The 25,967-nt window shown below is 71.4% G+C and carries 16 protein-coding genes and 1 pseudogene; 13 read left to right on the forward strand and 4 right to left on the reverse strand.

The window, feature by feature from the left end; translation table 11 throughout:
* Window positions 1–43: 43 nt before the first annotated feature.
* Window positions 44–3,286, reverse strand: coding sequence for a tetratricopeptide repeat protein (locus ACIO1C_RS30195; protein ID WP_401869327.1), 3,243 nt, complete (start codon window positions 3,284–3,286; stop codon window positions 44–46).
* Between the two features lie 79 nt (window positions 3,287–3,365).
* Window positions 3,366–4,856 (reverse strand): ATP-binding protein, encoded by a 1,491-nt coding sequence (locus ACIO1C_RS30200; protein ID WP_401869330.1) that lies wholly within the window; start codon window positions 4,854–4,856, stop codon window positions 3,366–3,368.
* Window positions 4,857–4,969: 113 nt separating this feature from the next.
* Here ACIO1C_RS30200 and ACIO1C_RS30205 point away from each other — a divergent pair, with 113 nt between their 5' ends.
* The 11 genes from ACIO1C_RS30205 (at window position 4,970) to ACIO1C_RS30255 (ending at window position 21,008) form a co-directional block, all read left to right on the forward strand.
* Window positions 4,970–7,036: a thioredoxin domain-containing protein gene (locus ACIO1C_RS30205; RefSeq protein ID WP_401869333.1), complete on the forward strand. Its 2,067-nt coding sequence runs from the start codon at window positions 4,970–4,972 to the stop codon at window positions 7,034–7,036.
* 211 nt (window positions 7,037–7,247) lie between these two features.
* The gene (locus tag ACIO1C_RS30210) at window positions 7,248–8,504 is read left to right on the forward strand and encodes a glycosyltransferase (protein ID WP_401869336.1); all 1,257 of its coding nucleotides are present in this window, start codon (window positions 7,248–7,250) and stop codon (window positions 8,502–8,504) included.
* Window positions 8,501–10,183: a phospholipid carrier-dependent glycosyltransferase gene (locus ACIO1C_RS30215; protein ID WP_401869338.1), complete on the forward strand. Its 1,683-nt coding sequence runs from the start codon at window positions 8,501–8,503 to the stop codon at window positions 10,181–10,183. The genes ACIO1C_RS30210 and ACIO1C_RS30215 overlap by 4 nt, the downstream gene beginning before the upstream one ends.
* Entirely contained in the window at window positions 10,180–11,430 is a 1,251-nt protein-coding gene (locus ACIO1C_RS30220; protein ID WP_401869341.1) for a glycosyltransferase, read from the forward strand. Before ACIO1C_RS30215 ends, ACIO1C_RS30220 begins: the two co-directional genes overlap by 4 nt.
* Window positions 11,431–11,474: 44 nt before the next feature.
* On the forward strand, window positions 11,475–13,919 hold the full coding sequence (locus ACIO1C_RS30225) for a galactose oxidase-like domain-containing protein (protein ID WP_401869685.1): 2,445 nt from the start codon (window positions 11,475–11,477) through the stop codon (window positions 13,917–13,919).
* 306 nt (window positions 13,920–14,225) lie between these two features.
* Entirely contained in the window at window positions 14,226–15,194 is a 969-nt protein-coding gene (locus ACIO1C_RS30230) for a hypothetical protein (protein ID WP_401869344.1), read from the forward strand.
* A gap of 106 nt (window positions 15,195–15,300) precedes the next feature.
* Entirely contained in the window at window positions 15,301–16,110 is an 810-nt protein-coding gene (locus tag ACIO1C_RS30235) for a cupin domain-containing protein (protein ID WP_401869347.1), read from the forward strand.
* Window positions 16,111–16,217: 107 nt separating this feature from the next.
* A complete protein-coding gene (locus tag ACIO1C_RS30240; RefSeq protein WP_401869350.1) occupies window positions 16,218–17,087 on the forward strand; it encodes a hypothetical protein in 870 nt (289 codons plus the stop codon).
* A gap of 61 nt (window positions 17,088–17,148) precedes the next feature.
* Complete coding sequence (locus ACIO1C_RS30245; protein WP_401869353.1) at window positions 17,149–17,700, forward strand: hypothetical protein; 552 nt, start codon at window positions 17,149–17,151, stop codon at window positions 17,698–17,700.
* 93 nt (window positions 17,701–17,793) lie between these two features.
* Window positions 17,794–19,569: an asparagine synthetase B family protein gene (locus tag ACIO1C_RS30250; protein WP_401869356.1), complete on the forward strand. Its 1,776-nt coding sequence runs from the start codon at window positions 17,794–17,796 to the stop codon at window positions 19,567–19,569.
* A gap of 11 nt (window positions 19,570–19,580) precedes the next feature.
* A complete protein-coding gene (locus ACIO1C_RS30255) occupies window positions 19,581–21,008 on the forward strand; it encodes an aldehyde dehydrogenase family protein (RefSeq protein WP_401869359.1) in 1,428 nt (475 codons plus the stop codon).
* A 30-nt stretch (window positions 21,009–21,038) separates the two neighbouring features.
* On the opposite strand, the gene ACIO1C_RS30260 is transcribed toward ACIO1C_RS30255, so the two are convergent.
* The gene (locus ACIO1C_RS30260) at window positions 21,039–21,662 is read right to left on the reverse strand and encodes a TetR/AcrR family transcriptional regulator (protein WP_401869362.1); all 624 of its coding nucleotides are present in this window, start codon (window positions 21,660–21,662) and stop codon (window positions 21,039–21,041) included.
* Window positions 21,663–21,773: 111 nt separating this feature from the next.
* Complete coding sequence (locus ACIO1C_RS30265) at window positions 21,774–22,490, reverse strand: hemolysin III family protein (RefSeq protein ID WP_401869365.1); 717 nt, start codon at window positions 22,488–22,490, stop codon at window positions 21,774–21,776.
* A gap of 279 nt (window positions 22,491–22,769) precedes the next feature.
* Between ACIO1C_RS30265 and ACIO1C_RS30270 the strand changes: the two genes are divergently transcribed.
* Together ACIO1C_RS30270 and ACIO1C_RS30275 are read left to right on the forward strand one after the other, a co-directional pair.
* A complete protein-coding gene (locus ACIO1C_RS30270; protein ID WP_401869369.1) occupies window positions 22,770–24,647 on the forward strand; it encodes a phosphoenolpyruvate carboxykinase (GTP) in 1,878 nt (625 codons plus the stop codon).
* Between the two features lie 93 nt (window positions 24,648–24,740).
* Window positions 24,741–25,275 (forward strand): annotated as a pseudogene (locus ACIO1C_RS30275) (RHS repeat-associated core domain-containing protein); the annotation flags it as partial.
* Window positions 25,276–25,967 lie beyond the last annotated feature (692 nt).

Here is a 25,967-nt window from a genome sequence, read left to right on the forward strand (position 1 = left end):
CGCGCTGTGCGTGCGGCGCGTACCGGCCCCGTACCGCACCCACTCAGCGCTGCTCCACCCCCACCGGGACGCCCATCACCTCGCGCGCGTGGCGGTTCGGGATCATGCCCAGGCGCCAGGCCTGCCACCCGTCCTCCAGCGTGATGCCCCGGTCCAGCACCACCGCGAACGCCTCCGCGCAGTCCTCCAGCTTGCCGTCGCGGGTCGTGTGGCGTGCGGCCGCCAGTTCGGCCAGTTCCTGTTCGGCCACCACGGACCCCACCTCGACCCCGCCGGGTGAGGCGTACGGCAGCAGCGTGCAGCGCAGGAAGCGTGACCAGTCCGCGCCGCGCCGGTCCTCGTACGACGTGAAGAGCGCCGTCGCCTCGTCGCACAGCTGGAGCGCCTGGGCCGCGCGGTTGTTGCCCGCGTCGATGACGGCCAGCTCCAGACAGGTCCAGGCCTCGCCGTGGGCCACGCCGATGCGGCGGAAGTCGGCGCGGGCGTCGACCAGCAGCTGGCGGGCGAAGCCCGAGTTGCGCAGGTTGCCCGTCCGGTCGGCCTGCTGGTCGCGGGTGACCCGGCCCGAGTGGTGCCGGGCGCAGGCCAGCCCGTACACGTCCCGCATCCGGGAGAACATCGTGCGCGCCCGCTCCAACTCCCTTACGGCCTGGCCCGGATCGCCGCTCTCCTCCAGGGCCTGGCCCAGGTAGTACAGCGTCCAGGCCTCGCCCCGCGCGTCCTCGTTCTCACGGTGGCGGGCGAGTGCCTCGCGCAACTGCCCGGCCGCCGGGGCGGGTTCGCCGTCCACCAGCCGGGCCCTGGCCAGCTGGGTCAGCGCCCAGGCCTCGCCGCGGCGGTCCTGGGTGCGGCCGTACAGGTCGGAGGCGGTGCGCAGTTCGGACTCGGCGCGCGGGACGTCCCCCATGCGCAGGCACACCTGCCCCAGCTGGAAGTGCGACCAGGCCTCGCCGTGCACCGACTCGTTCTCGCGGTGGAGCACCAGCGCGGTGGCGAGCAGCGTGAGGGCCTCGGCGAGGTTGGCGCGGTCGCGCTCGACGGCGGCCAGCGCGTGGAGTGTCCAGGCGCGGTCGCCCGCCAGCTCCTTCGCCGACTGGAGGTCCAGCGCCTCGCGCAGCTTCACCGACGCCTCGCTGAGATTGCCCTGGTGGTGCAGGGTGATGCCGAGGGAGCAGAGCGCGAGGGCGGCCCCGGCGTCGTGCTGCGCCTCCCGGTAGAGGTCGACCACGGAGGTCAGGGTCGTACGGGCTTTGTCCAGCTCACCGAGCTGGCGGGCGGCGATGCCCGTACGCCACTGGACCGAGCGGACCAGCAGTCCTTGGTCGACGGCCTGGGTCAACTCGCTGATCTCGCCGAGCCGGTAGAGGTCGCCGCGCAGCAGGCAGTAGTCGCAGAGCGCGCCGAGGAGGTTCAGTACGGCCTGCTGGTCGACGCCCTCGGCGTGGCGCAGCGTCGCGGTGATGAAGCTCGACTCGTCGTCCAGCCAGCGCAGCGCCGCGTCCAGGGACGTGAAGCCGTGGGCGCCGGCGGCGGTCCTGAACAGGTCGGCGCGGGTCGATGTCTTGCCGTCGACCATCCGGATCACGGAGCCGGCCAGCTCGCCGTAGTTCCTGATGAGCCGTTCCTGTGCGGCGGTACGGTCCGAGTCCTCCTCCTCGTCGAGGAGGCGGGCGTGGGCGAAGGCCCGTACGGCGTCGTGCAGCCGGTAGCGGCCGGACCGCACGTGGTCGATCAGCCCGGCCCGGGACAGCGCGACGAGCCGCTGTGCCGCCTCCTGCTCGTCCGTCGCCAGGAGCGCGGCCGCGGCGGCGGCGCCCAGGGAGGCGCGGCCCGCGAGGGCGAGGCGGCGCAGCAGCCTGCGGGTCTGTTCGTTCTGGTCGTTGTAGCGCAGCCACAGGGCCCGTTCGACGGCCCCGACCCCGCGTCCGGCGACGGAGAGTTCGGCGGCGAGCTGCTGGGTGCTGCGGGCGCCGAGCGAGGAGCCCGCGATGCGCAGGGCGAGGGGCAGGCCGGCGCACAACTCCCTTACCAGGTCGGTCGACTGGCTGTCGTAGGGGGCGGCGGCGGACTCGGCGGAGTGTTCGGCGGATTCCCGCAGCAGTTCCTCGGTGCCGACGGCGTCCAGGGCCTCGACGGGCAGCTGATGCACCCAGGCGGGCACATCGGCGGGCAGCTCAATGCTCTGACGGGCGGTCACCAACACCAGACTGTCGGAGCGTTCGGGGACGAGGGTGCGTATCTGCTCGGGGTCGGAGGCGTCGTCGAGGACGACGGTGACGGGCAGGCCGGTCAGGTGCTGGTGGTACAACTCGGCGAGCCGCCTGACCTGTTGCTCCGGGGAGGACCGCTCACGGAACAGCAGCTGTTCACGGGGCGCGCCGAGCCGGTTCAGCAGGTGGAGCAGCGCGTCGCGGGTGGGCAGGGGCGCCTCGCCCGCACCGCCGCCCCGGAGGTCGACGACACACGCGCCGCGGAACTGGTCCTTGAGCTGGTGCGCGGCCCGTACCGCCAGCGCCGTACGCCCGGAGCCGGGCTCGCCGTGGAGCACCACGACGGTCGGCTTGGTCTCCGTGGACACCCGGGCCGCGTGCACCCACTGCGCGATCTGCGCCATCTCGGCGCGGCGCCCGGTGAACGGCCCTGTGGGCTGCGGGAGATGGCCGAAGGACTGCTCCAGCACACTGCGGCGGCGCGCGGCTGCGCTGCGGTCCCCGCCGCGCAGCCGGGGCGCCACGGCGGGCTTCTTCGTGGTGCGCCGGGTGGCGGAGGTCAGGACGCGCTGCTGGTCCAGGAACGGCCGGATGGACCGTACCTCCAGCGCCGTCAGCCACTGGAGCCGCAGTTGCTCGGCCCCGCCGGGCTGCCCGGCCGCGGCGGCCCGCCGGTGCGCGGCGGGCCAGTGGGAGGCGGTGACCCGGGCGACGGTGGTCGCGGCCCCGGCGACGGCGACCACGGCCCCCGCCCCGAGCGCGGTGGCGGCGGCGGTCCCGAGCGCGACGTCCGCGCCGACGGCGGCGGCCGCGGCAACGGCGGTGACCAGCACGGGAGTTCCGAGCGCCTGCCGGCTGAACCGCGCCGACAACTCCGGCCGCCCCTGACGCTCGGCGTCAAGGGCCCGCACGTACGCGGCGTACTCCTCCCCGGCCCCGGCGGCCAACGAGTCGAGCGCCCCCCGCCCCCGGGACAACAAGCCCCCCGCGTCAACCCGCCCCCCGGACCGCCGCACCTCCTCCTCCACGGCCCGCACCAACAGCCGTTCGGCCTCAGCCCGATGACTCTCCCGCATGAACGTCCCCCTCCGGATGGCCACGAAGGAGCCATTGTCCTGCGCACACAGCCCGAGCGCGAGGGAGCCGGGCGCGCTGCTACGCGGGCCACGCCGTGACGACGTCGCGGGGGCCCCAGATCACCTGGACGCCGTCCTGGGGGGTGAGGTGGGAGGTGCCGTTGAGCGTGGCGACCACCAGGCCGCCGGGACCTTCGCTGTAGCCCGGTACCTGGGCCACGGACTGTTTCAGGGTGGTCAGGTCGTGGTGGTCGAACGGGGTGTTCAGCCACTTGACCGAGCCTGCGAAGAAGACCGTGCGGGCCACCGGGGCGCGGTCCGAGCCGACCAGGTCGATCTCGGGGTCGAAGCGGCGGTTCCACCAGCCGCCCACCGCCTCGGTTTCCGGCCACGGGAAGTCGGTGCTGCCGGCCGCGAGGGCGAGTGATTCGCGGATGAGGGGTTCGACGGCCCGGCCCCGCCAGGACGCCCAGCGGCGTTCGATCAGGCGGAAGGCTGCCTCGGGGCGGCCGCGGCGGGTCTGTTCCTGGGCGGCGCGCAGGGCGGCCAGGTAGAGCCGTAGATTGCTGTCGGCGACTCGGTGGAGTGCGGGTTTCCCCGGTTTGCCGGACAGCGGGTGGTCGACGGCCAGGATCCGCTTCTCCTCGGACAGCTTGCGCAGGAGCGGGGACAGCACCCCCGACGGCAGCGCCGCGCTCTGGCTTCCCGCGGTGGCGGCGATGTTGGCGTGCGTACGGTCTCCGCTGCCGACCGCTTCAAGGACCCGCCGGGCCTGGTCGGGGGCGGGGAACTCCGCCATCAGCGTCACTTCCGGTACGCCGAAGACCGGCGAGGCGGGGTCCGCGCACTCCGCCTTCAGGAACGCGAGGGCCGGAGTGCCGTGCGGCCAGGCGCGGAGAATGCCCGGCAGGCCACCGGAGACCAGATGGGCGTCGATCGCGTCGGCCGCGTCCAGCCCGAGGGCGGTTCCCGTCTCCGCGGGGCTGAGCGGGCCGAGGACCAGGTTGTCGGCCCGGCCGTAGAAGGGCCGGTCGTAGGCGGTGAGCCGCTCCATCATGTGCAGATCGCTGCCCAGCAGGAGAAGCAGGACCGGCTGCCGCGCCAGTAGCCGGTCCCAGGCCGTCTGGAGCGCTCCGTCGAAGACGGAGTCCTGCTCCGCCAGCCAGGGCAGCTCGTCCAGGACAACCACGCTCGGTACGCCGGGCGCGGCCGGCGAGCCGGCGAGCGTCGCGGAGAGCAGGCGGAAGGCGTCCGGCCAGTTGGTCGGGGCGCTCGTGGGAAGGACGGCGTCGGCGTTTCCCAGGGAGTCGGTGTTCCCCAGGGACGAGGTCCGCAGCTCGGTGTGGAAGGCCGCGAGCGCCTCCAGGGTGGGCGCGCCCTTGGAGGCGCTGAAGAAGAAGTAGGGGACCGAAGCCCGGTCGCAGAATTCCTGGACCAGCCGCGATTTGCCGACCTGGCGCCGGCCCCGGATGGTCAGGGCGCTCCCCGACCCCGTCGTGACGACCCGGTCCAGCCGTTTGCGCAGCAGCCCCAGCTCGGTGCTGCGGCCCACGAAGGGGGTGGCTGCCATGGCGGCTCCTTGGTAGATCTCATCTACGTAGATCTGTTCTACGTAGATTCAGTCTACCTAACTCTGGGTGTGGGGAAACCCTTCGCGGCGCTGCCCTCGGGCAGGATGGGGACATGGTGAACCGACTCGCCCATGAGACCTCTCCGTACCTTCTCCAGCACGCCGACAACCCCGTCGACTGGTGGCCCTGGTCGCCGGAGGCGTTTGCCGCGGCGCGTAAGCGGGATGTGCCTGTGCTGCTCAGCGTGGGGTACAGCAGTTGCCACTGGTGTCATGTCATGGCTCACGAGAGTTTCGAGGACCGGACCACCGCCACGTACATGAACCGGCACTTCGTCAACATCAAGGTCGACCGCGAGGAGCGGCCCGATGTGGATGCCGTCTATATGGAGGCCGTGCAGGCCGCCACCGGGCATGGCGGATGGCCCATGACCGTGTTTCTGAACGCCGACGGGGAGCCCTTCTACTTCGGTACGTACTTCCCGCCCGCGCCCCGCCAGGGCATGCCCTCCTTCCCGCAGGTCCTGGAAGGGGTCACCTCCGCCTGGACCGACCGGCGTGACGAGGTCACCGAGGTGGCCGGGCGGATCGTGGGGGAGCTGGCCGGGCGGTCGCTCGCGCAGGGCGGGGACGGCGTGCCGGGGGACGGGGAGCTGGCGCAGGCGCTGCTGGGGCTGACCAGGGAGTACGACGAGCGGCGCGGCGGGTTCGGTGGCGCGCCCAAGTTCCCGCCGTCGATGGTGGTCGAATTCCTGTTGCGCCATCACGGGCGTACGGGGGCCGAGGGCGCCCTCCAGATGGCCGCCGACACCTGTGAGGCGATGGCCAGGGGCGGGATCTACGACCAGCTCGGGGGCGGCTTCGCCCGGTACTCCGTGGACCGGGAGTGGGTGGTGCCCCACTTCGAGAAGATGTTGTACGACAACGCGCTGCTGTGCCGTGTGTACGCCCACCTCTGGCGCGCCACCGGATCGGACCTGGCGCGCCGCGTCGCCGTCGAGACCGCCGACTTCATGGTGCGTGAACTGCGCACCGCCGAGGGCGGGTTCGCCTCCGCCCTGGACGCGGACAGCGAGGACGAGGCGAGCGGGAAGCACGTCGAAGGGGCGTTCTACGCCTGGACCCCGGAGCAGCTGCGCCACGTACTGGGCGATGTGGACGGGGAGTTCGCCGCGCGGTACTTCGGGGTGACCGAGGAGGGCACCTTCGAGGAGGGCGCCTCCGTGCTTCAACTGCCCCTCGGGGAAGGGGTGGAGGACGCAGGGAGGGTTGAAGGTGTACGGCAGCGGCTCCGTGACGCGCGCGACACCCGGCCGCGCCCCGGCCGGGACGACAAGGTCGTGGCCGCCTGGAACGGGCTCGCGATCGCCGCGCTGGCCGAGACCGGCGCGTACTTCGACCGGCCCGACCTGGTGGAGCGGGCCACCGAGGCGGCGGATCTGCTCGTACGGCTGCACATGGACGACGCCGCACGGCTCGCCCGTACCTCCAAGGACGGCAGGGCCGGCGCCAACGCCGGTGTGCTGGAGGACTACGCCGATGTGGCGGAAGGGTTCCTCGCGCTGGCTGGGGTGACCGGTGAAGGCGCGTGGCTGGAATTCGCCGGTTTCTTGCTGGACATTGTGCTCGACCAGTTCGTCGCCAGGGACGGTGAGGGCGGGCGCGGGACGCTCTACGACACCGCGCACGACGCCGAGCGGCTCATCCGGCGGCCCCAGGACCCGACGGACAACGCGACCCCCTCCGGCTGGACGGCTGCCGCCGGCGCCCTGCTCTCGTACGCGGCCCACACCGGCTCCGCACGCCACCGGGCCGCCGCCGAAGGGGCGTTGGGCGTCGTGAAGGCGCTCGGCCCGCGCGCGCCGCGCTTCATCGGCTGGGGACTCGCCGTCGCCGAGGCCGTCCTCGACGGCCCGCGCGAGATCGCGGTTGTCGGGCCCTCCTTCGGCCCCGTCGGCGACGTGCGGTCGGCCGAGCTGCACCGTACGGCCCTGCTGGCGACCGCACCCGGCGCGGTCGTGGCCGCGGGAACGCCCGGCAGCGACGAGTTCCCGCTCCTCGCGGACCGGCCGCTGGTCGCGGGACAGGCCGCCGCCTACGTCTGCCGGCACTTCGTCTGCGCCGCCCCGACGACCGAAGTGGCCGCCCTCAAAGCCGAGTTGGGGGCATTTGACCGGTAAGCCCCCGGCTGTGGCCGGATTGTGATGCGACGCGAATCGGCCTGAAACGCAGTATTCACCAAATCAGCCCTCCGACCGTCACAGGTCCCCCCTACTCTCTTCACGAGAGACACAAGGGGTACGCAGGGGGGACCTGCGTCCTAGGGGGTTTTACGGGCAGCCGGCGGCCAAGGGGGGCCTTGCCGCGGCAGCCCAGGCCGAGGGGGGCCGAGTGGTCACGTCCGTGTTCATTGCCGCCGTTTCACTTGCACTTTTCTGGATGGCCGCGTTCACGCTGTGGTGGCAGATGCATGCCTGGAGAACGCCGGAGACGCTGGCCTCGACCAGCTTCGACCGGCCCGACGGCGGCCGGGCGGGCTCGTTCTCGCTGCTCCTGCCCGCCCGTCACGAACAGGCCGTGCTGGAGCAGACCATCAAGCGGTTGCTGGAGTCCAGCCACACCGACTTCGAGATCATCGTCATCGTCGGGCACGACGACCCGGAGACGGCCGAGGTCGCCGAGCGGGCCGCGGCCCGCGACCCCGGGCGGGTCAGGGTCGTCGTCGACACCCACGAGGCGAAGAACAAACCGAAGGCGCTCAACACCGCGCTGCCGTACTGCACCGGTGAGGTCGTCGGGGTCTTCGACGCCGAGGACCAAGTCCATCCCGAGCTGCTCACCCACGTCGACCACGCCTTCCGCACCACCGGCGCCGACGTGGTCCAGGGCGGTGTCCAGCTGATCAACTTCCACTCCAGCTGGTACAGCCTGCGCAATTGCCTGGAGTACTTCTTCTGGTTCCGCAGCAGGCTCCACCTGCACGCCCAGAAGGGCTTCATCCCGCTCGGCGGCAACACCGTCTTCGTACGGACCGACGTCCTGCGCGAGGCCGGCGGCTGGGATCCCAACTGCCTGGCCGAGGACTGCGACCTGGGCGTACGGCTCTCCAGCGTCGGCAAGAAGGTCGTCGTCGCGTACGACTCGGACATGGTGACCCGCGAGGAGACCCCGGGCTCCCTGATGTCCCTGCTCAAGCAGCGCACCCGGTGGAACCAGGGCTTCCTTCAGGTCTACCGCAAGAAGGACTGGAAGCAACTCCCCACAGCGGGCCAGCGGATGCTCGCCCGCTACACCCTGATGACACCGTTCCTCCAGGCGTTCACCGGCGTGGTCATCCCGCTCAACGTGGCGATCGCGCTGTTCCTCGACGTATCCGTGGCGATCGCCTTCATCACCTTCCTGCCGCTGGTCACCGCCATGGTCACCTTCGTCTTCGAGGTGGTCGGGCTGCACGACTTCGGCAAGCAGTACGGGCTGCGCGTCCGCTTCTGGCACTACCTGAAGCTCGTCGTCGGCGGCCCCTTCTACCAGGTGCTCCTCGCCGGCGCGGCGATCCGGGCCGTCTACCGCGAGCAACGGGGACGCAGCGACTGGGAGCTGACCAGTCATGTCGGCGCGCACCTCATCCGAGAGGACGTCCACGCGTGACCTCCACCCTCCCCGCGGTGACGACCGAAACGGCCGTCCCCGCGCAGCGAAGCCCTGCCCCCGCACACCACGGCGGCAGGAAGAAGGACAACGGCGGAAGGAAGGACAAGCGGCACCTCACGGTCCGCCCCGTGGTGCGGTTCAGGAGCTCGCGGTCCGACCTGCTGCTGTGCGGTGTGCTGCTCGTCGCGATCCTGATCGTCCAGGGCTGGAACATCCAGCACTACCCCACCCTCAGCGACGACGAGGGCACCTACCTCGCCCAGGCCTGGGCGGTCCAGGAGGGCAAGGGCCTCGCCCACTACACGTACTGGTACGACCATCCGCCGCTCGGCTGGATGCAGATCGCGTTCCTGACCTGGCTGCCGGCGCTCATCTCACCCGAGTCGATGACCGTCGCGCCGATGCGCTTCTCGATGCTGGTCGTCAGCGCGGCCAGCGCCGTACTGCTCTACATACTCGCCCGCCGGCTGTGGCTGCCGCGCTGGGCGGCCGGCCTGGCGATGGTCCTGTTCGGACTGTCCCCGCTGTCCGTGGTGCTCCAGCGGGAGATCTTCCTCGACAACATCGCCGTGATGTGGATGCTGCTGGCGTTCTGCCTCGCGGCCTCGCCCAACCGCCATCTCTGGCACCACTTCGCCTCCGGCCTCGCCGCCGCCGTCGCGGTGCTCACCAAGGAGACCATGCTGGTCATCCTGCCCGCGCTGCTGTTGACGATGTGGCGGCACAGCCATCGCGACACCCGTAAGTTCGCGCTGACGGGAGCCATCACCGCCTGCGCGCTGATCGGGCTGTCGTACCCTCTCTTCGCCCTGCTCAAGGGGGAGTTGCTGGCGGGCGCCGGGCACGTGTCGCTCTGGGACGGCATCGTCTACCAGATGAGCAGGCCCGGCTCCGGCTTTGTACTCGACAGCGGTACGGGCTCCAACGGCGTCCTGCGCTCCTGGCTCTACTACGACCGGATCCTGCCGCTCGGCGGAATCGCCGGCGGTGTCCTGCTCATGCTCACCCTGCGCTGGTCCGTCACCGCCCGCGCGCTGGCCGGACCGGCCCTCGCCGTGGTGATCCTCACCCTCGTCGCGCTGCGCCCGACCGGCTACCTGCCCGCGATGTACGTCATCCAGGGGCTGCCGTTCCTCGCCCTGGTGCTGGCGGGCGGCGCCGCGAGCATCACCCACGCGATCCTGCGCAAGCGGCGAGGGCCCCAGGAGGGCCGCACGCTGACCGTCGTCCGCTGGACGGCCCTCGGCGTGCTCGCCGCGACCTCGCTCGTGTACGTCGTACCGCGGTGGTACGACGGCAACCACACCGCGATCACCGCCGACGCCAACGCCCCCTACCGGGCGGCCGCTTCGTGGATGGCGAAGGAAGTGCCCGACCCGTCCTCGGCCCGGGTGCTGGTCGACGACGCGCTGTGGCTCGACCTCGTCCACGCCGGGTATGAACCAGGTCTCGGCGCGATCTGGTTCTACAAGGCGGACCTCGACCCCGCGGTGACCAAGACCATGCCGGGAGGGTGGCGCGACCTCGACTACGTCGTCGCCTCCCCGACCGTACGGCGCGACGCGCGCGACCTGCCCAACGTGCGGGACGCCCTCAACCATTCGACCGCCGTCGCCGTGTTCGGCGCGGGCGAGGACCGGATCGAGATCCGGCAGATCGTGGGAGGCAAGCGATGAGCATTCTTCCCCCCGTCGGAGCCGGCGAGCTCGGCGATCCGGAGCTGGAAGCGACGGCCGTGGCCGAGCCCGGAGCCGTCACCGTCATCATCCCGACCTTCAACGAGTCAGGGAACGTACGGGAGTTGCTCCGCCAGCTCACCGACGCCGTCCCCGCCAGACTGCCCTGCGAAGTCCTCTTCGTCGACGACTCGACGGACGACACGCCCGCGGTGATCACCGCCGCCGCGCAGGACTGCCCCTTCCCGGTCAGCGTCATCCACCGGGAGACCCCGGACGGCGGACTCGGCGGGGCCGTCGTCGTCGGCCTCAAGGCGGCGGGCTCCGAGTGGATCGTCGTCATGGACGCCGACCTCCAGCACCCGCCCGCCCTCGTGCCCGACCTGGTCGCGGCGGGCGAGCGGGACTCCGCCGACCTCGTCGTCGCCAGCCGCTACATCGACGGCGGCAGCCGGGCCGGACTGGCCGGCGGCTACCGCGTCGCCGTCTCCCGCGCCGCGACCTGGCTCACCAAGGGCGTCTTCCCGGGGCGCCTGCGCGGCATCAGCGACCCGATGAGCGGATTCTTCGCGATCCGGCGCAGCGCCGTCACCTCCGACGCGCTGCGGCCCCTCGGCTACAAGATCCTGCTGGAGCTGGCCGTACGGTGCCGGCCCGGGCAGCCCACCGAGGTGCCGTTCGTCTTCCGCGACCGGTTCGCCGGCGAGTCCAAGTCGTCCGCCAAGGAGGGCCTGCGCTTCCTGCGCCACCTGGTGGAGCTGCGGACGGCCTCACCGGTCGCCCGGATGCTGGCCTTCGGACTGATCGGGCTGACCGGCTTCGTACCGAACCTGCTCGCGCTGTCCGGACTGACGGCGGCCGGGCTGCACTACCTGCCGGCCGAGGTGCTCGCCAACCAGTTCGGTGTGGTGTGGAACTTCGTCCTGATCGAGGTGCTGCTCTTCCGCAGCCGGCGGGTCCACCGGCACTGGGCGGACCGGGTGGGCAGATTCGCGCTGCTCGCCAACGCCGACCTGTTGCTGCGCATCCCGCTGATCGCGCTGTTCGTCTCGCAGTTCTCCATGGGGGTGCTGACGGCGACCGCGTGCGCGCTGCTGGCGACGTTCGTCCTGCGGTTCGCGGGTACGGAGGCGCTGGTCTACCTGCCCAAGCGGGAGCGGCGGGGTGCCGCGGCGGGACGGACGGTCGCGCGGAGCCGGGTGGCCGTGGCCCGTACTCGTACCCGTACGGAGAGGGTCAGCCGGTGAGATTTCTGAGAACGAGCCGTGTCCGTGACGGCTTCCGCACCCGTGTGAGCAACGGCTTCCGCACGCCCCCGCGCCCCCGGCGCCGTACCGCCCTGCTCGCCGTCGCCGCCCTGACCGCCGGGCTGTTCCTCAGCGCCCAGCAGCCGGCGGCGGCCGGGACGAACCTGATCAAGAACCCCGGCTTCGAGACCGCAGGGACCGGCGGCGACTCCATGCCGTACTGCTGGGAGCAGTCCGGCTGGGGCGACAACGACTTCACCTTCGCCACCGTCGCGGACGCCCACTCCGGCACCAAGGCCCTCAAGGTCGAGCTGACCCGCCGGGCCGACGGCGACCGCAAGGCGCTGATCACGGAGACCGCGGCGTGCGCGCCGGCCGTGGCGCCCGACAAGCAGTACGACCTCTCGCTCTGGTACAAGTCCACCACCCCCGACGTGTCGGTCACGCTCTTCCGACACGACACCACGGCCGGCTGGCAGTACTGGACCGACCTCAAGACGCTTGACCTGAGCGCGGGTTACCAGCGCGCGGAGGTTCGTACCCCCGCCGTACCGCCCGGCACCGACCGGATCACCTGGGGTGTCTCCGTGTACGGCACGGGCAGTGTGACCACCGACGACTACGTGATGGAGGAGGTCGCCCCTCCGACCGTCGAGCCGACCTGCACCGGCACCACCGTGGAGTGCGCCGACGGCAAGTGGGAAGTCCTGCCCACCAACAACCCCGTGCGCTCGATGCATTCGGTGGTCCTCAAGAACGGCAAGGTCCTGCTCATCGCGGGCTCGGGCAACAGCACCGAGAACTTCGAGGCCGGTACGTTCACCTCGGCGGTCTACGACCCCGAGACCGGTACGTACCGTACGATCCCCACCCCCGACGACATGTTCTGCTCCGGCCATGTCCAACTGGCCGACGGCCGGGTGCTGGTGATGAGCGGCAACAAGGGCTATGCGTCGGCGGACGGCACGATCGGCTACCAGGGGCTGAAGGACTCGTACGTCTTCGATCCCGACACGGAGACCTACACCAGGACCAACGACCTGAACGACGGCCACTGGTACCCGTCCGCCACGGTCATGGGCAACGGTGACGTGCTGTCGTTCGGCGGGCTGCGCGAGGACTCCAGCGGATCGGTCACCGCCGAGCGCTGGTCGGCCGCGCAGGACCAGTGGCTGCCGCTCTGGCAGGTCAATCAGACCTGGTCGTACTGGGGTCTGTACCCGTCGATGATCCTCATGCAGGACGGCCGGCTGTTCTACTCCGGCAGTCATGTCTTCGGCAACGGCACCCCGGGCACCGGATCCGCGATCTACGACTACGACACCAACACCGTCACGGACATCCCGGGCCTGCGGAACAAGGACGAACGCGACCAGTCGGCCAGCGTGTTGCTGCCGCCCGCGCAGGACCAGCGGGTGCTGACCATCGGCGGCGGCAACATCGACTCCAACCCGGAGGCGAACCGCATCACCGACCTGATCGACCTCAAGGCACCGAGCCCGCAGTACGTCGCGGGACCGCCGCTGCCCCAGGGCACGGTCGACCTCGGCGCGGGGCCGCAGCCGCAGACCGGCGACCAGGGCAAGATGTACGGCTCCGCCGTGCTGCTGCCCGACGGCAAGGTGCTGGAGACGGGCGGGGCGCTGCACAACCGCGCCAACCCGGTGTACGAGTCGTCCCTGTTCGATCCCGTGACCAACACCTTCGACCCGGTCACGGCCGACCCGGAGGCGCGCGGCTACCACTCGTCCGCGTTCCTGCTCCCCGACGGCCGGGTCATGACGACGGGCGACAACCCGGGCAATGGCACCTGGAACCACGCCGTTTCGCTCTACACGCCGCCGTACCTGCTCAAGGGCCCGCGCCCGCAGATCACTTCGCTGATCGACTCCGAGTGGCTGTACGGCGACACGCAGCGCATCACGGTCGACCGGCCCATCGCCAAGGCGGAGTTGATCCGGCCCGCCGCGGTGACACATTCGTCGGACCCCAACCAGCGGTTCGTGGACCTGCCGCTTACGGTCGACGGGAACAACATCGACCTGAACGTCACCAGCAACCCCAATCTGGCGCCCCCCGGCTGGTACATGCTGTTCGCGGTCGACGCCAACGGCATTCCGTCCATCGCCAAGTGGGTGCACCTGGGCGGCCCGCCGGCGCTCGCCGCGAAGGCGGCGGACTCGGCGAACGTCCACGACTTCGCCGGTGACCTGGCGAAGCCCGCCAAGAAGCCGCAGAAGAAGCGGACTTCGGCGCCGGTGAGCAAGCAGATCGCGGGCTGCGACCGGCACTACGGCTCGGCGAACGTCTGTGTCCCGACGGTCTTCCCCGACACGGTGAAGGCGACGACGAAGGCGCGCTGCGCCTGGCTGGCGGCGAACGAGTACGGCCGGCTGAAGGTCAACGGCAAGGACGACCCGCTCAGGCTCGACCCGAACAGGGACGGCTCGGCGTGCGGGAAGGGAGATGTGGAGAGCACCAAGTCCTGAGATGGGGGCCGGTGGGCTTCGAAGTCCCGGGTGTCCGTCACAGCCGCCGCCCCGCGGCTGTGGCGGGCACTCGTATGCCCGCGCCTCCGGGGAATTGTTCATGACGGCTTTCCCAGAGAGTCGTACGACCGGCTCTGGCCGCGTTCCGGGCACGGTTCTACGATGGGGCGGTGATCGTGGCCGTGATCGTGACGGTGTGGCCTTGATCGACGGACCGACGGGGGGACCTCGGTGATATGCCCGCACTGCCAGGAGAATGTTCTCTACAAGGAACGCCCCTCCTACACCTGCTCCAAGTGCCATAAGGTGTTCGCCCTGGAGCCCAGGGCCAACTCCCTGCGGCTCCACGACGCCCGCTTCCTGCGCGTGGCCACGAAGCTGTCCGACCACGGCCGGCTGAAGATCACCGAGAGCCAGCTCTGGTTCGCGCTGTCCCGCAAGACACTGCACTCCGTGCGCGGCCCCGCGAGCGGGGTCCCCTCGGCGATCGGGTGCCTGGCGCTCGGGCTGCCGGTGGGCGGTGGGCTGGCCGTCGCGGGGGTGGCCCTCGGTGGCGGGGGGTATCTCCTGGCCGCGCTCGGTGTGATCCTCGTCCTGGCAGCCCCCGTGGCCGCGGTGGGGAACGTACGGGACGGCAGGAAGCGGTACGACACGCTTCCGCTCAGCCCCTTCCGCGAGCAGGCAATGGCCCGCTGGAAGTTCGCGTACGGAGGGCTGCCGCCCGGCGTCGTGGACGACGCGACCCTGCGCCGCACCCCGCGGCCCGAACGGCCGCGCGCCGCGCTGCTCTGCGCGGACCTGGCCGTCGCGTCCTTCCTGGCCGCCAACGACATTCCCGCGCGGTACGGAGTCGAGATCGCCACCACCGTCCAGGCGTTGCCGGACGACGTGCCCGTCGTCGTGCTGCACGACGCGGGAGCGATCGGCAGTGTGGGGGTGCTCGCCGTCCGGGACGCGCTGCCGGGACGGCGCGTGGTCGACGCGGGGCTGCGCCCGCGTGTCGTCATGGACGTGCCGGGCGCGGTGGTGGCCCACGGGACCGCCCCTCCGCCGGGGGACATCCGGCGGCTGCGGGCGGCCGGCACGCTGACGTCCGAGGAGCTGTTCTGGCTGCTCGACGGCTGGTGGAGCCCGCTGGTCGGCGTGCGGCCCGCGACGCTGCTGAAGGCCGTCTCGGCCGTCCTGGAACGGGTCACGGACCCGGGGGGCGACCCGGACCGGCGGAAGGCCGCGGCGCTGGGCTTCTTGACGTGGCCGGACGCGGGCGCGGCGTGACGGGGGCGGCGCCGCGTGAGCTTCGTACCGGCAGAGCGCCGCATGAGCTTCGTACCAACAGAGCAGCGCCGCACGAGCTTCGTACCAACAGAGGGGAGGGGCGCTGATGTCCGACACGGAAGCCGGCCCCGGCAGCCAGGAACAGGGGCAGGGGCACGGGCAGGGGCACGGGCACGGGCGGGGGCAGGGACCGCGGGGCTGGGTGCGCGGTGCGGTGCGGGACATGGAGCGGCTCTCCCAGCGCCTTCCCTTCGGCGTGGAGGTGTTCCGGCTCGGCGCCGACGGCGGGGTGCTGTTCGCGGACCGGGAGGGGGCGCGGGAGCTGGGGCCGCGTGAGGAGTTCCTGCCGTTCATCGACGACGGGCAGTTCGCCCACTACCTCGTGGGCGACGCGGGGACCTCCCCGGAGCGTCCGTCGAACGCCACCTTCAAACTCGGGGTGGTCGGCCCGCGCAGCGCGTTCACTCCGCACGCGCACGGCGGCGAGCACGTCGTCCTCAGCCTCGGCCACGCGTCCTGCGGTCTGTACGACGCCGCTCGCGGCCGGGTCACCGAGATCCGGCTGGTCCCGGGAGCGATGATCCGGATCCCGGAGATGATGCCCCACTCCTTCGCCAACCGGGGCGGGCGCCCGCTGAACATCCTCGCCGCCAACACCGGCTTCGGCATCGACCACGAGGACTACGCGATCACCGCGTCGGAGGCCGAACGCCGGGCCACCGAGGACGTCGTGCGTGAGCCGCGCAGGGCCGTGGGCACGGTCAGCCGCGTCGGGACGGACTTCGGGCTGCTCGCCGCCGCCCTGCGGGACATCGAACGGGTCCAGCGGGTCGAGGGCGTGGGCACCACCACCGTGCGGGAGCGCCTGGCGGCGGGGCTGCGGCGGGCGGCGTCGGCGCTGGAGGGGCCGCGATGACGCGGGGGGCGACGGGGGAAGAGGGTGCGGGGGGAGAGGGTGTACGGGGTCCACGTGGCGGGGGTGTACGTGGCAGGGGTGTGCGTGGCGGGGGTGGCGCGCCCGGCGTGCGCGGGCGGCTCCTCGGCCGGGCGCTCGACACCGCCGCCGCGCGCGCCGGGGCGCCCGGGCGGATCCTGTTCACCGAGCGTCAGCTCTACTACGAGCTGTGCCGGGTGGTACGTCCCGTCGGCTGGGTGCCGCGCCTGCTCCCGTTCACCCCGGCCCCGCCCGTACCGTACGAACGGTTCGAGCAAGCCCTGGCCCGTCGGCGCGGTGAGGTGCCGGGGCTGCTGGGGCCGGATCCGGCGCCCGGTTCCGGGGTGCCGGGCGGTGCGTCCCCCGAGGCAGGAGCTTCCCCCGGGCCCGAGCCCGAGCCTGACCTCTACGACTACGGCCTGCCCCGGCTGCTCGTCTGCCAGAGCCGTTCCGTGGCCCGCATGCTCCTCGCCAACGACCTGCACCTGGAGGCCGCGTGCCCCGTGCTCGCCGCCGGCGACCTGCCGCTCGACCCCCGGCTTCTCGCCGGACTCGCGCGGGTGGACGGCGCCACGGTCCACGTCCTGCACGACGCGAGCGTGGCCGGGATCGCGCTGACCGCGCGCCTGCGCGCCGACCATCCGGGGGTACGGGTGGCTTCGCTGGGGCTCGTCCCCCGGCACGCGATCGCGATGCGGCTCAACGCGGCGCGCGCCCCGGCGCGCGTGCCACCCGAGAGCGGGCTTCCCGCCGAGACCGCGCTCCCCGCCGGGCTCGACCGGCGCGAGCGGGACTGGCTGGCGCGGGGGCGTTCGGCCGAGGTGGAAGCCGTACATCCGGCGCGGCTGCTCCGTACGGTCCAGCGTCTCGTGCGCGGGCCGCGAACGCCCGTCCACTCCGTATGGACCGGGCTGCGGGAGCTTCGTACGGCGGGGTTCATGACCTGGCCGGCGAACTGACCGTCCCGGTAGAAAACCGATCAGGCGAACCGAGGACCAGGCGAACCGAGGACCAGAGACCATGAACCGGCCACGCGAAATCCCGTACAGAGACAACCTGCTCGCCGACGGCACCGTCCACCGCGTCTACGCGTACCCGGACGCGTACCCGGACGCGGACCCTGACGGCGACTTCCGGCGTGGGCGCGAGGAGTGGCGGCGGCGCGACGGCGGCAAGGTGCGCTGGCGCGACAACCAGGGCGCCTCCGGCACCGACGAACTCCTCGGCGAGCGCATCATCAAACGGGTCCACGAGGACGGGCGCGTGACCTACGGCCGGGACATCGGCTACGGCCGTACGGTCTGGGGCCAGGGCGAGACGGTCATGGTCAACCGGACCTCCTTCGGCGGGCGCGTCGGCGTCGTGCTCGGCGGACTGGGCCTGGCCGCCCTCGCGGTCACGGCCGCCCACTACCCGCCCGAGAGCCTCACCCCCGAAGAGGAGGAGGAACTGCGGCAGCGGCAGGAGGCGTCGCAGAGTTCGTCCGGCGGGGACTCGGGCGGCGGGTACGCGGACACGGCCGACTGGGACTCCGACGACGGCGACGGCTGGAACGACGACGACTTCGGGTGAGCCGGCCCGTCTCGAACGCGCGCTGTGCCAGGGCGAGTTCGGGGCGGCGGTGGTGTTCACGGACGTACGGCACGACGAGCGGGAGAGGTGACCATGGCGCGGTTCTGCGCCTGCCTGGCGGCGGAGCCCGGACGGGCCAGGGACCAACTGGCCTCGATGGGCGTCCCGGTGCGCGACGGCGCGCCCCCGCTGGTGCTGATCGAGGACGAACCCGGATACGCCACCGGGCCGTTCAGCGCGTACGGGCGTACCGCCGTCGGGGAGGTCACGCTCCACAACCGGCCCGTGCTGTTCGCCGCCCTCGCCGGGGCCGGTTCGCCCGCTCCGCCCGACTGCCCGGACGGGGAACTGCTGTTGCGCTGCTGGGCGCGGCTCGGCACGGCCGGGATCCTCGCGGCGGAGGGCATGTTCGCGCTCGCCGTGGAGGAGGACGGCCATCTCGTCCTGATCCGGGACCAGGTGGGCGCCCGTACCCTCTTCTACGCCCGCGCGGGGGGCTGCTGGGCCGCCTCGACCTCGCTGCGGGCCCTGCGCCGGTGGCCCGCGCTCGGCACGGGCCTCGAACTGGCGGCCGTACGGTCATTCCTGACCTTCGCCTACCTCCCCGGCGAGGAGACCTTGCTGCGGGGGGTACGGGAAGTGCTGCCCGGCCGCTGTCTGCGGCTCGCGGCCGACGGCTCGGTGTCGGAGCAGCACTACTGGGAGCCTCGCGAACGGCTCGATCCCGACGCCGGTGACTCCGGCGGGGCTTCGGGCGAGTCGTACGCCCTGCGGCTGCGGGGGTTGCTGGAGGAGGCGACCGCGATGCGGCTGCCCGAGGCCGAGGCGGTGGCGGTTCTGCTGTCCGGTGGGGTGGACAGCTCGCTGGTGACCGCCCTCGCCGCCAAGCTGCACTCCCACCCCGTGCACACGTACTCCATCAGCTTCGGCGCCGAACTCCCCAACGAACTGGGGTACTCGGGCCTCGTCGCCGCCCACTGCGGGACCCGGCACCAGGTGCTCTCGGTGTCCGGGGACGCGGTCGCCGCGCGTCTCGCGGAGGCGGCCGCCCTGCTCGACAGCCCCGTGGGCGATCCGTTGACCGTGCCCAATCTGATGCTCGCCGAGGCCGTGGCGGGCGACGGGCTGCGGGTCGTTCTCAACGGGGAGGGCGGCGACCCGGTGTTCGGCGGCCCCAAGAACCTGCCGATGCTGGTGAACGAGATGCACCGCCGCCAACTGCCGGGCGCAGAAGCCGGGGACGCGCGCGAGACGGCGTATCTGCGGTCGTACCGCAAGTGCTTCACCGACCTGCCCGACCTGCTGACCCCCGGCGCGCTGGAGGCTCTGGCCACCGCCCCCGCGCCGCAGCGCTTTGTCACGCCCTACCTGCGGCCCGCGCCCAGGGACGGCCGGATGGACCACCTCCTTAACCAGCTCCTCCACTGCAATCTGCGGACGAAGGGCGCCCACCACATCCTCACCAAGGTCGAACGGCTGACCTCCTCGCAGTCCGTCCAGGGCCGCTCCCCGCTCTTCGACCGCCGGGTGGTGGACCACGCCTTCGCGACGCCGCCCCGGTGGAAACTGAACGGGGCGGTGGAGAAGTGGGTGCTCAAGGAGGCCGTACGGGACCTGCTGCCCGACACGGTCGTGGACCGGCCCAAGAGCGGCATGCGGGTCCCGGTCCAGCAGTGGCTCGGCGGGCCCCTGCGGGAGCTGGCCGGCGATCTGCTGCTCGGCCGGGAGGCACGCGCCCGGGGGCTCTTCCGGCAGGACACCGTGCGCGCGTGGATGCGGGGCGAGGGCGCGCTGCTGCCCCGCCAGGGCGGCAAGCTCTGGCTCGTACTCACCCTCGAACTGTGGCTGCGGGCCTACGACATCAACTGACGGGGGACACCATGGACGACCGTCTGACGGAGGACACGATGGATGCCGAAGAGGGCGTTGCCGACACCGACTTCGCCGCCCCGGTCCCGCTGCTCGACCCCCGTACAGGACAGGTACGGGGCAGCTCCGCCGCCGCGCGGCAGCGGCGCGTCGCCGCCGTGGTCGCCGCCGGCCGCCTCGCCCACGCGGGCTGGCGCGCCCTGACCCCGAGGGAACGCTCCCGGCGCCTCGACCGGCTCGCGGGCCTGATCGAGGAGCACGCGGAGAGGTACGTCGCCGCCGAGCGCGCGGGCACCGGCAAGCCGTTCCACGAAGCGGCCGGCGAGGTGGAGAACGCGGCGGACCTCTTCCGCTTCTACGCCTGGGCGGCCCGCACCCAGTCGTCCCCGGCGGCGGGCGGCCTGGTCGCGGGCCACGAGAGCTGGGTCCGCTGGGAACCCCTCGGGGTCGCCGCCGTGGTCGTGCCCTGGAACTACCCGCTGATGATGGCCGCTTGGCGCTGCGCCCCCGCCGTCGCCGCCGGGAACGCGGTGGTCGTCAAGCCCGCCGAGACGACCCCCGACTCGCTGCTGCTCCTCGCCGAGCACGCGCGCGAGGCGCTCGGCGACGGCGTCGTGCAGACACTGCCGGGCGACCGGGACACCGGGCGGCTGCTCGTGGCGGCCGACGTGGACCTGATCGCCTTCACCGGCAGCGCGGTCGCCGGTGCCGAGGTCGCGGCGCGGGCCGGCACGAGGCGCGTCAGCCTCGAACTGGGCGGCAACAGCCCGGTTGTTGTCCTGCCGGACGCCCCGGAGGACACATGGAAGGAGCTGGCCGAGGCGACCACGTACAACGCCGGGCAGAGCTGCGCCGTACCCGCCCGGGTGATCACCCTGCGCGAGAACCACGCGTCGGTGGTCGCCCACCTGACGGGCGCGATGCGCGAGCGGGAGGCGGGGCGGCACTTCGGCCCGCTCAACAACGCGGACCAGGCGGCGCGTTACGACCGGATCGTGGCCCGCTCGGCGGCGAAGGTGTCGGCGGGCGGCCAACTCGCCCCGGCGGAGGGGGAGGAGGGCGGCTACTGGCGTGCGGCGCGGGTGCTCTCCGAGCTGCCCGACGACGATCCGGCGGTGGTGGAAGAGGTGTTCGGCCCGCTGCTGACCGTACAGGCGGCGGAGAGTGTCGACGCGGCCGTCGCCCTGGCGAACGGGGTGCCACAGGCGCTGGCCGCCAGTGTGTGGACCCGGGACATCGCGGCGGGGCTGGACCTGGCGGCGCGGCTGAACGCGGGGGAGGCGTGGCTCAACTGCCACCTGGTCCAGACGGCGGAGCTGCCGCACGGGGGCAGGGGTTCGTCGGGGCACGGTACGGACCTCAGCACGCTGGCGCTGTACGAGTACCAGCGGCCCAAGACGATCACGGCGCGGGTACGGCTGACGCCCCGGTTCGGGTGAGGGTCTTACGTACGGTTGTGGTCGCCGTTCTCAGAGCCGTAGCCCGCTCCCCAGCGTGTCGAACGCGCGGCCGACCAGACTGAGCAGGTCGTCGCGGCAGCCGTGCTCGCCCCAGTACAGGGTCGCCTCGCCCAGCGCTCCCAGCACCGCCGCCGTGAGGACGCGCAGTTCCAGGTCCCCGGGGTCCCGGCCGGTGCGCTCGGCCAGTACACCGGTGAGCAGCCTGCCCGTCACCGCCATGGTCTCGGCTGTCCGGGCGCGGATCGCGGGGACCTCCACCATCAGCCGGGTGCGCTGGACCAACTCGTCGTGCTCCTCCGCCAGGAGTGTCCGCAGGCTGTCGGTCAGGGCGGACCGCAAGGCGTCCAGGGGCGCCTCCCCGTCGGGCCGCGCCCGCAGCCCGGCCGCCAGGACAGGGTCGTACTCGTCGGAGAGGACGATGTCCTCCTTGGCCGGGAAGTAGCGGAAGACCGTGGAGGGGGAGACCTCCGCCGCCTGCGCGATCTGCTCGACGGTGGTCGCCTCGTACCCCTGCCCGGCGATCAGCCGGTAGGTGGCACGGCGGATCTCGGTCCTGGTCCTGAGCTTCTTGCGCTCGCGGAGGCCGGGGCGCGGCGGGGGGTCCTGGAGCGGGTGACGTGAGGGGGCGGCCATGATCCCCATTGTCCGGCACGGCTGTACGACACGACGGTCCGGCACGGCCTTCTTTGGCAGCCGCTGTCAAATGACAGCGGCTGCCAAAGAGGACAGGAGGTGGTGGGGGGATCAGGAGTACTCGTAAGCCACCAGCGAGATGCCGATGAAGTGCACGATGAAGGCGGCCAGGGTGAGGGAGTGGAACACCTCGTGGAAGCCGAACCAGCGCGGTGACGGGTTCGGGCGCTTGAGGCCGTAGATGACACCGCCCGCGCTGTAGAGGACACCGCCGACGACCACGAGGACGAGGACGGCGATGCCGCCGGCGCGCATGAAGTCGGGCAGGAAGAAGACGGCGGCCCAGCCGAGCGCGATGTAGCAGGGGGTGTACAGCCAGCGCGGGGCGCCGACCCAGAAGACCCGGAAGGCTATGCCGGCCAGCGCGGCGATCCAGACGGCCCAGAGCAGCACGCGGCCCGACGCGTCGGGGAGCAGCAGCATGGTCAGCGGGGTGTAGGTGCCCGCGATGATGAGGAAGATGTTGGCGTGGTCGAGCCGGCGCAGTACGGCTTCGCCGCGCGGCCCCCACGTGCCCCGGTGGTATATGGCGCTGACGCCGAAGAGCAGGCAGGCGGTCAGGACGTAGACGCCGCAGGCGACCCGGGCCCGCACCGAGTCCGTCAGGACGATCAGGGTCACTCCCGCGACCAGTACGGCGGGGAACATGCCCGCGTGCAGCCAGCCGCGCAGCTTCGGCTTGACCGGGCTCGGCAGCTGGATCTCGACCGGTCCCCCTTCGGCGGGCTGTGGGGGGTTCGCGAAGGAGTCGGATGCGGCGGGAGTCATACGGTCATGCTACCTACGCCACCGTAGGTTACGTTTCAGTACAAAGCGGTCGAGTGGGTGACGGGGAGGTGGTGTGCGTGACCGTGAGGCGTGCCGCGTGACTGTGAGGCGTGCCGCGCGGCAGTGGTCATGCTCACATGTGAGGCCCTATGGACAGATGGGCGCTATCGTCGGATGATCAAATGAGTGCGGTCGGCACCGGATGAGCGGGCTACGAAGGCGTCCGGGTCGAGGCCCCCACGGGGTAGACAACCTCAAATCCCTCATTTAGGAGCAATCGTGGCGCGCGACATCGCGGCTCCCTCCACTTTCCCGACAACGGCCCCCAGCACCACCCTCTCCACCGTCTCCACCCCCACCACCGGCCCGTCCCCCCACCGTGAGCTGAACCGCTGGGTCGGCGAGATCGCCGCCCTCACCCAGCCGGACCGGGTGGTCTGGTGCGACGGGTCCGAGGCCGAGTACGAGCGCCTGTGCGCGGAGCTCGTCGCACAGGGCACGTTCACCAAGCTCGACGCCGTCAAGCGGCCGAACTCGTACTACGCCGCCTCGGACCCGTCCGACGTGGCGCGCGTCGAGGACCGTACGTTCATCTGCTCCGAGAAGGAGGAGGACGCGGGCCCGACCAACCACTGGAAGGCCCCGGCCGAGATGCGGGCGGTCTTCGCCGGCGAGGACGGCGTCTTCCGGGGCGCGATGCGCGGCAGGACGATGTACGTCGTGCCGTTCTGCATGGGCCCGATCGGCTCACCGCTCTCGGCTATGGGCGTCGAGATCACGGATTCCGCGTACGTCGCCGTCTCGATGCGCACGATGACCCGCATGGGCAGTGCCGTACTCCAAGAGCTGGCCGAGGACGGCGACTTCGTGAAGGCCGTCCACACGCTGGGCGCGCCGCTCGCCCCCGGCGAGGCGGACGTGCCGTGGCCCTGCAACTCCACCAAGTACATCTCGCACTTCCCCGAGGACCGCGAGATCTGGTCGTACGGCTCCGGCTACGGCGGCAACGCCCTGCTGGGCAAGAAGTGTTACGCGCTGCGCATCGCGTCCGTCATGGCCCGCGACGAGGGTTGGCTCGCGGAGCACATGCTGATCCTCAAACTCACTCCGCCCCGGGGGGAGTCGAAGTACGTGGCGGCCGCGTTCCCGTCCGCGTGCGGCAAGACGAACCTCGCCATGCTGGAGCCGACCGTCCCCGGCTGGACGGTGGAGACCATCGGCGACGACATCGCCTGGATGCGGTTCGGCGAGGACGGCAAGCTGTACGCGATCAACCCCGAGGCCGGCTTCTTCGGCGTCGCGCCCGGCACGGGCGAACACACCAACGCCAACGCGATGAAGACGCTGTGGGGCAACTCCGTCTTCACGAACGTGGCGCTCACCGACGACGGTGACATCTGGTGGGAGGGCATGACGGAGGAGGCGCCCGCGCACCTCACGGACTGGAAGGGCCAGGACTGGACCCCGGAGTCGAACACTCCCGCCGCCCACCCCAACGCCCGCTTCACCGTCCCGGCGGGCCAGTGCCCGATCATCGCGCCCGAGTGGGAGGACCCCCGGGGCGTGCCGATCTCGGCGATCCTGTTCGGCGGCCGGCGCGCCTCCGCCGTACCGCTGGTGACGGAGTCCTTCGACTGGCGGCACGGCGTCTTCCTGGGCGCGAACGTGGCCTCCGAGAAGACGGCGGCGGCCGAGGGCAAGGTCGGCGAACTGCGCCGCGACCCCTTCGCGATGCTGCCGTTCTGCGGCTACAACATGGGTGACTACATGGCCCATTGGCTGGAGGTGGCCGAGGGCAGGGACCCGGCGTCCCTGCCGAAGATCTACTACGTGAACTGGTTCCGCAAGGACGACGACGGACACTTCGTGTGGCCGGGCTTCGGCGAGAACAGCCGCGTCCTGAAGTGGATCGTGGAGCGCCTGGAGGGCACGGCGGAGGGCGTGGAAACCCCCATCGGCATCCTCCCGACCAGGGCGTCCCTGGACACGGCGGGCCTGCAACTCACCGACACCCAGCTGGACTTCCTCCTCTCGGTGGACAAGGAGGTCTGGCGCGACGAGGCGTCCCTCATCCCCCGCCACCTCAACACCTTCGGAGACCACACCCCGAAGGGCCTGTGGGACGAGTACGACGCCCTGGTGAACCGCCTGGCCTGACGCCGCCGAAACCCCCGCCCGGCCTGCATGATCCCGACGGCCGGCGGGGGCTTTTCCATGTCGTGAGGGGCCGGCTCTAAACCCGCCACCGGCACCAGCTACCTCTACGACGCCGACGGCGAACTGCTGATCAGCCGCAACACCACCGGAGACGGCGACACCGTCCTATACCTGGGTGGCACCGAGGTCCGCCTCACCACCAAGGGCACAACAAAAACCCTCGCAGGCACCCGCTACTACAGCGCCGCGGGCCAGACCATCGCCGTCCGCACCGCCGTCGCCGGCACAACGGGCAGCAAACTCAACTTCCTGGCAGCCGATCACCACGGCACCTCCAGCTCCAGCGTCCTCCTCGACGCCACCACCTACGCCATCACCAAGCGATACACCACCCCCTTCGGCGCCCCCCGCGGCACCAAGCCGACCAGCTGGCCCGACGACAAGGCCTTCCTCGGCAAGCCGGCCGACACCACCACGGGCCTCACCCACATCGGCGCCCGCGAATACGACCCGGGCATTGGCCAATTCATCAGTGTCGACCCACTCCTGACCCTCGACCAGCACCAGTCACTCAACGGCTACGCGTACGCAAACAACACCCCGGTCACCTCGTCCGACCCCACCGGCATGCAAATGCCCATGGATAGGGGCGGCAATACCCCGGGAAGCGACAACTGCTACAACGGAAACCACTCGGCCAGCTGCAACTCCACCGGAAAGGGCGGGTCGCAGCAAGAGTTGCCCGCGTCGAGCGGCGGAGGCGGCAGCGTAGGAGGAGGAAGTGGAACAGCTAGCACCACCAGCACCGGAAACACCAATGATGGTGGCAGTTGAGCTGGCAGTGCGTGGAATAGCACAACGCAATGGCTCAAGGGGGCGTCCAACAGTGTCGTGAACTACGGGAGCAGTCTTGCTTCTGACGGAAACTTTTGGGACGGGATAGGGCTCTTCCTTTCGGGTGGCGCAGCCGGGGGCGGAGGGTTGGCGCTGACAGCATCTGGTGTAATCGAATGCGGGGCGGTAGTTCTCTGTTTCGCAGGAGCGCCGTCGATTGCTGGCGGACTGGGGCTCACCCAGGTTTCGCCGCAAGTAGTGAGGGCGCGGATAAACTCGACAAGGCATTCTCTAAGGCTGACGATAGTACGTCGGGCGGTGGCGGCAGCGGATCTCAGAGCCAAGTAGGGTATGGAGGGAACGATCTCAGCAAGTCCGTTCAGCGTCAGCGGCTTCTTGATAAGAAGAAGAGAGGCGGAAATTATGGGGCGGCTAGCCCCGAAGATGGGAGTATCATAGTTGGAAAGTCGTCAGGTGGTGCACATG

The organism is Streptomyces sp. NPDC087420, assembly GCF_044744165.1.
Taxonomy (GTDB): domain Bacteria; phylum Actinomycetota; class Actinomycetes; order Streptomycetales; family Streptomycetaceae; genus Streptomyces.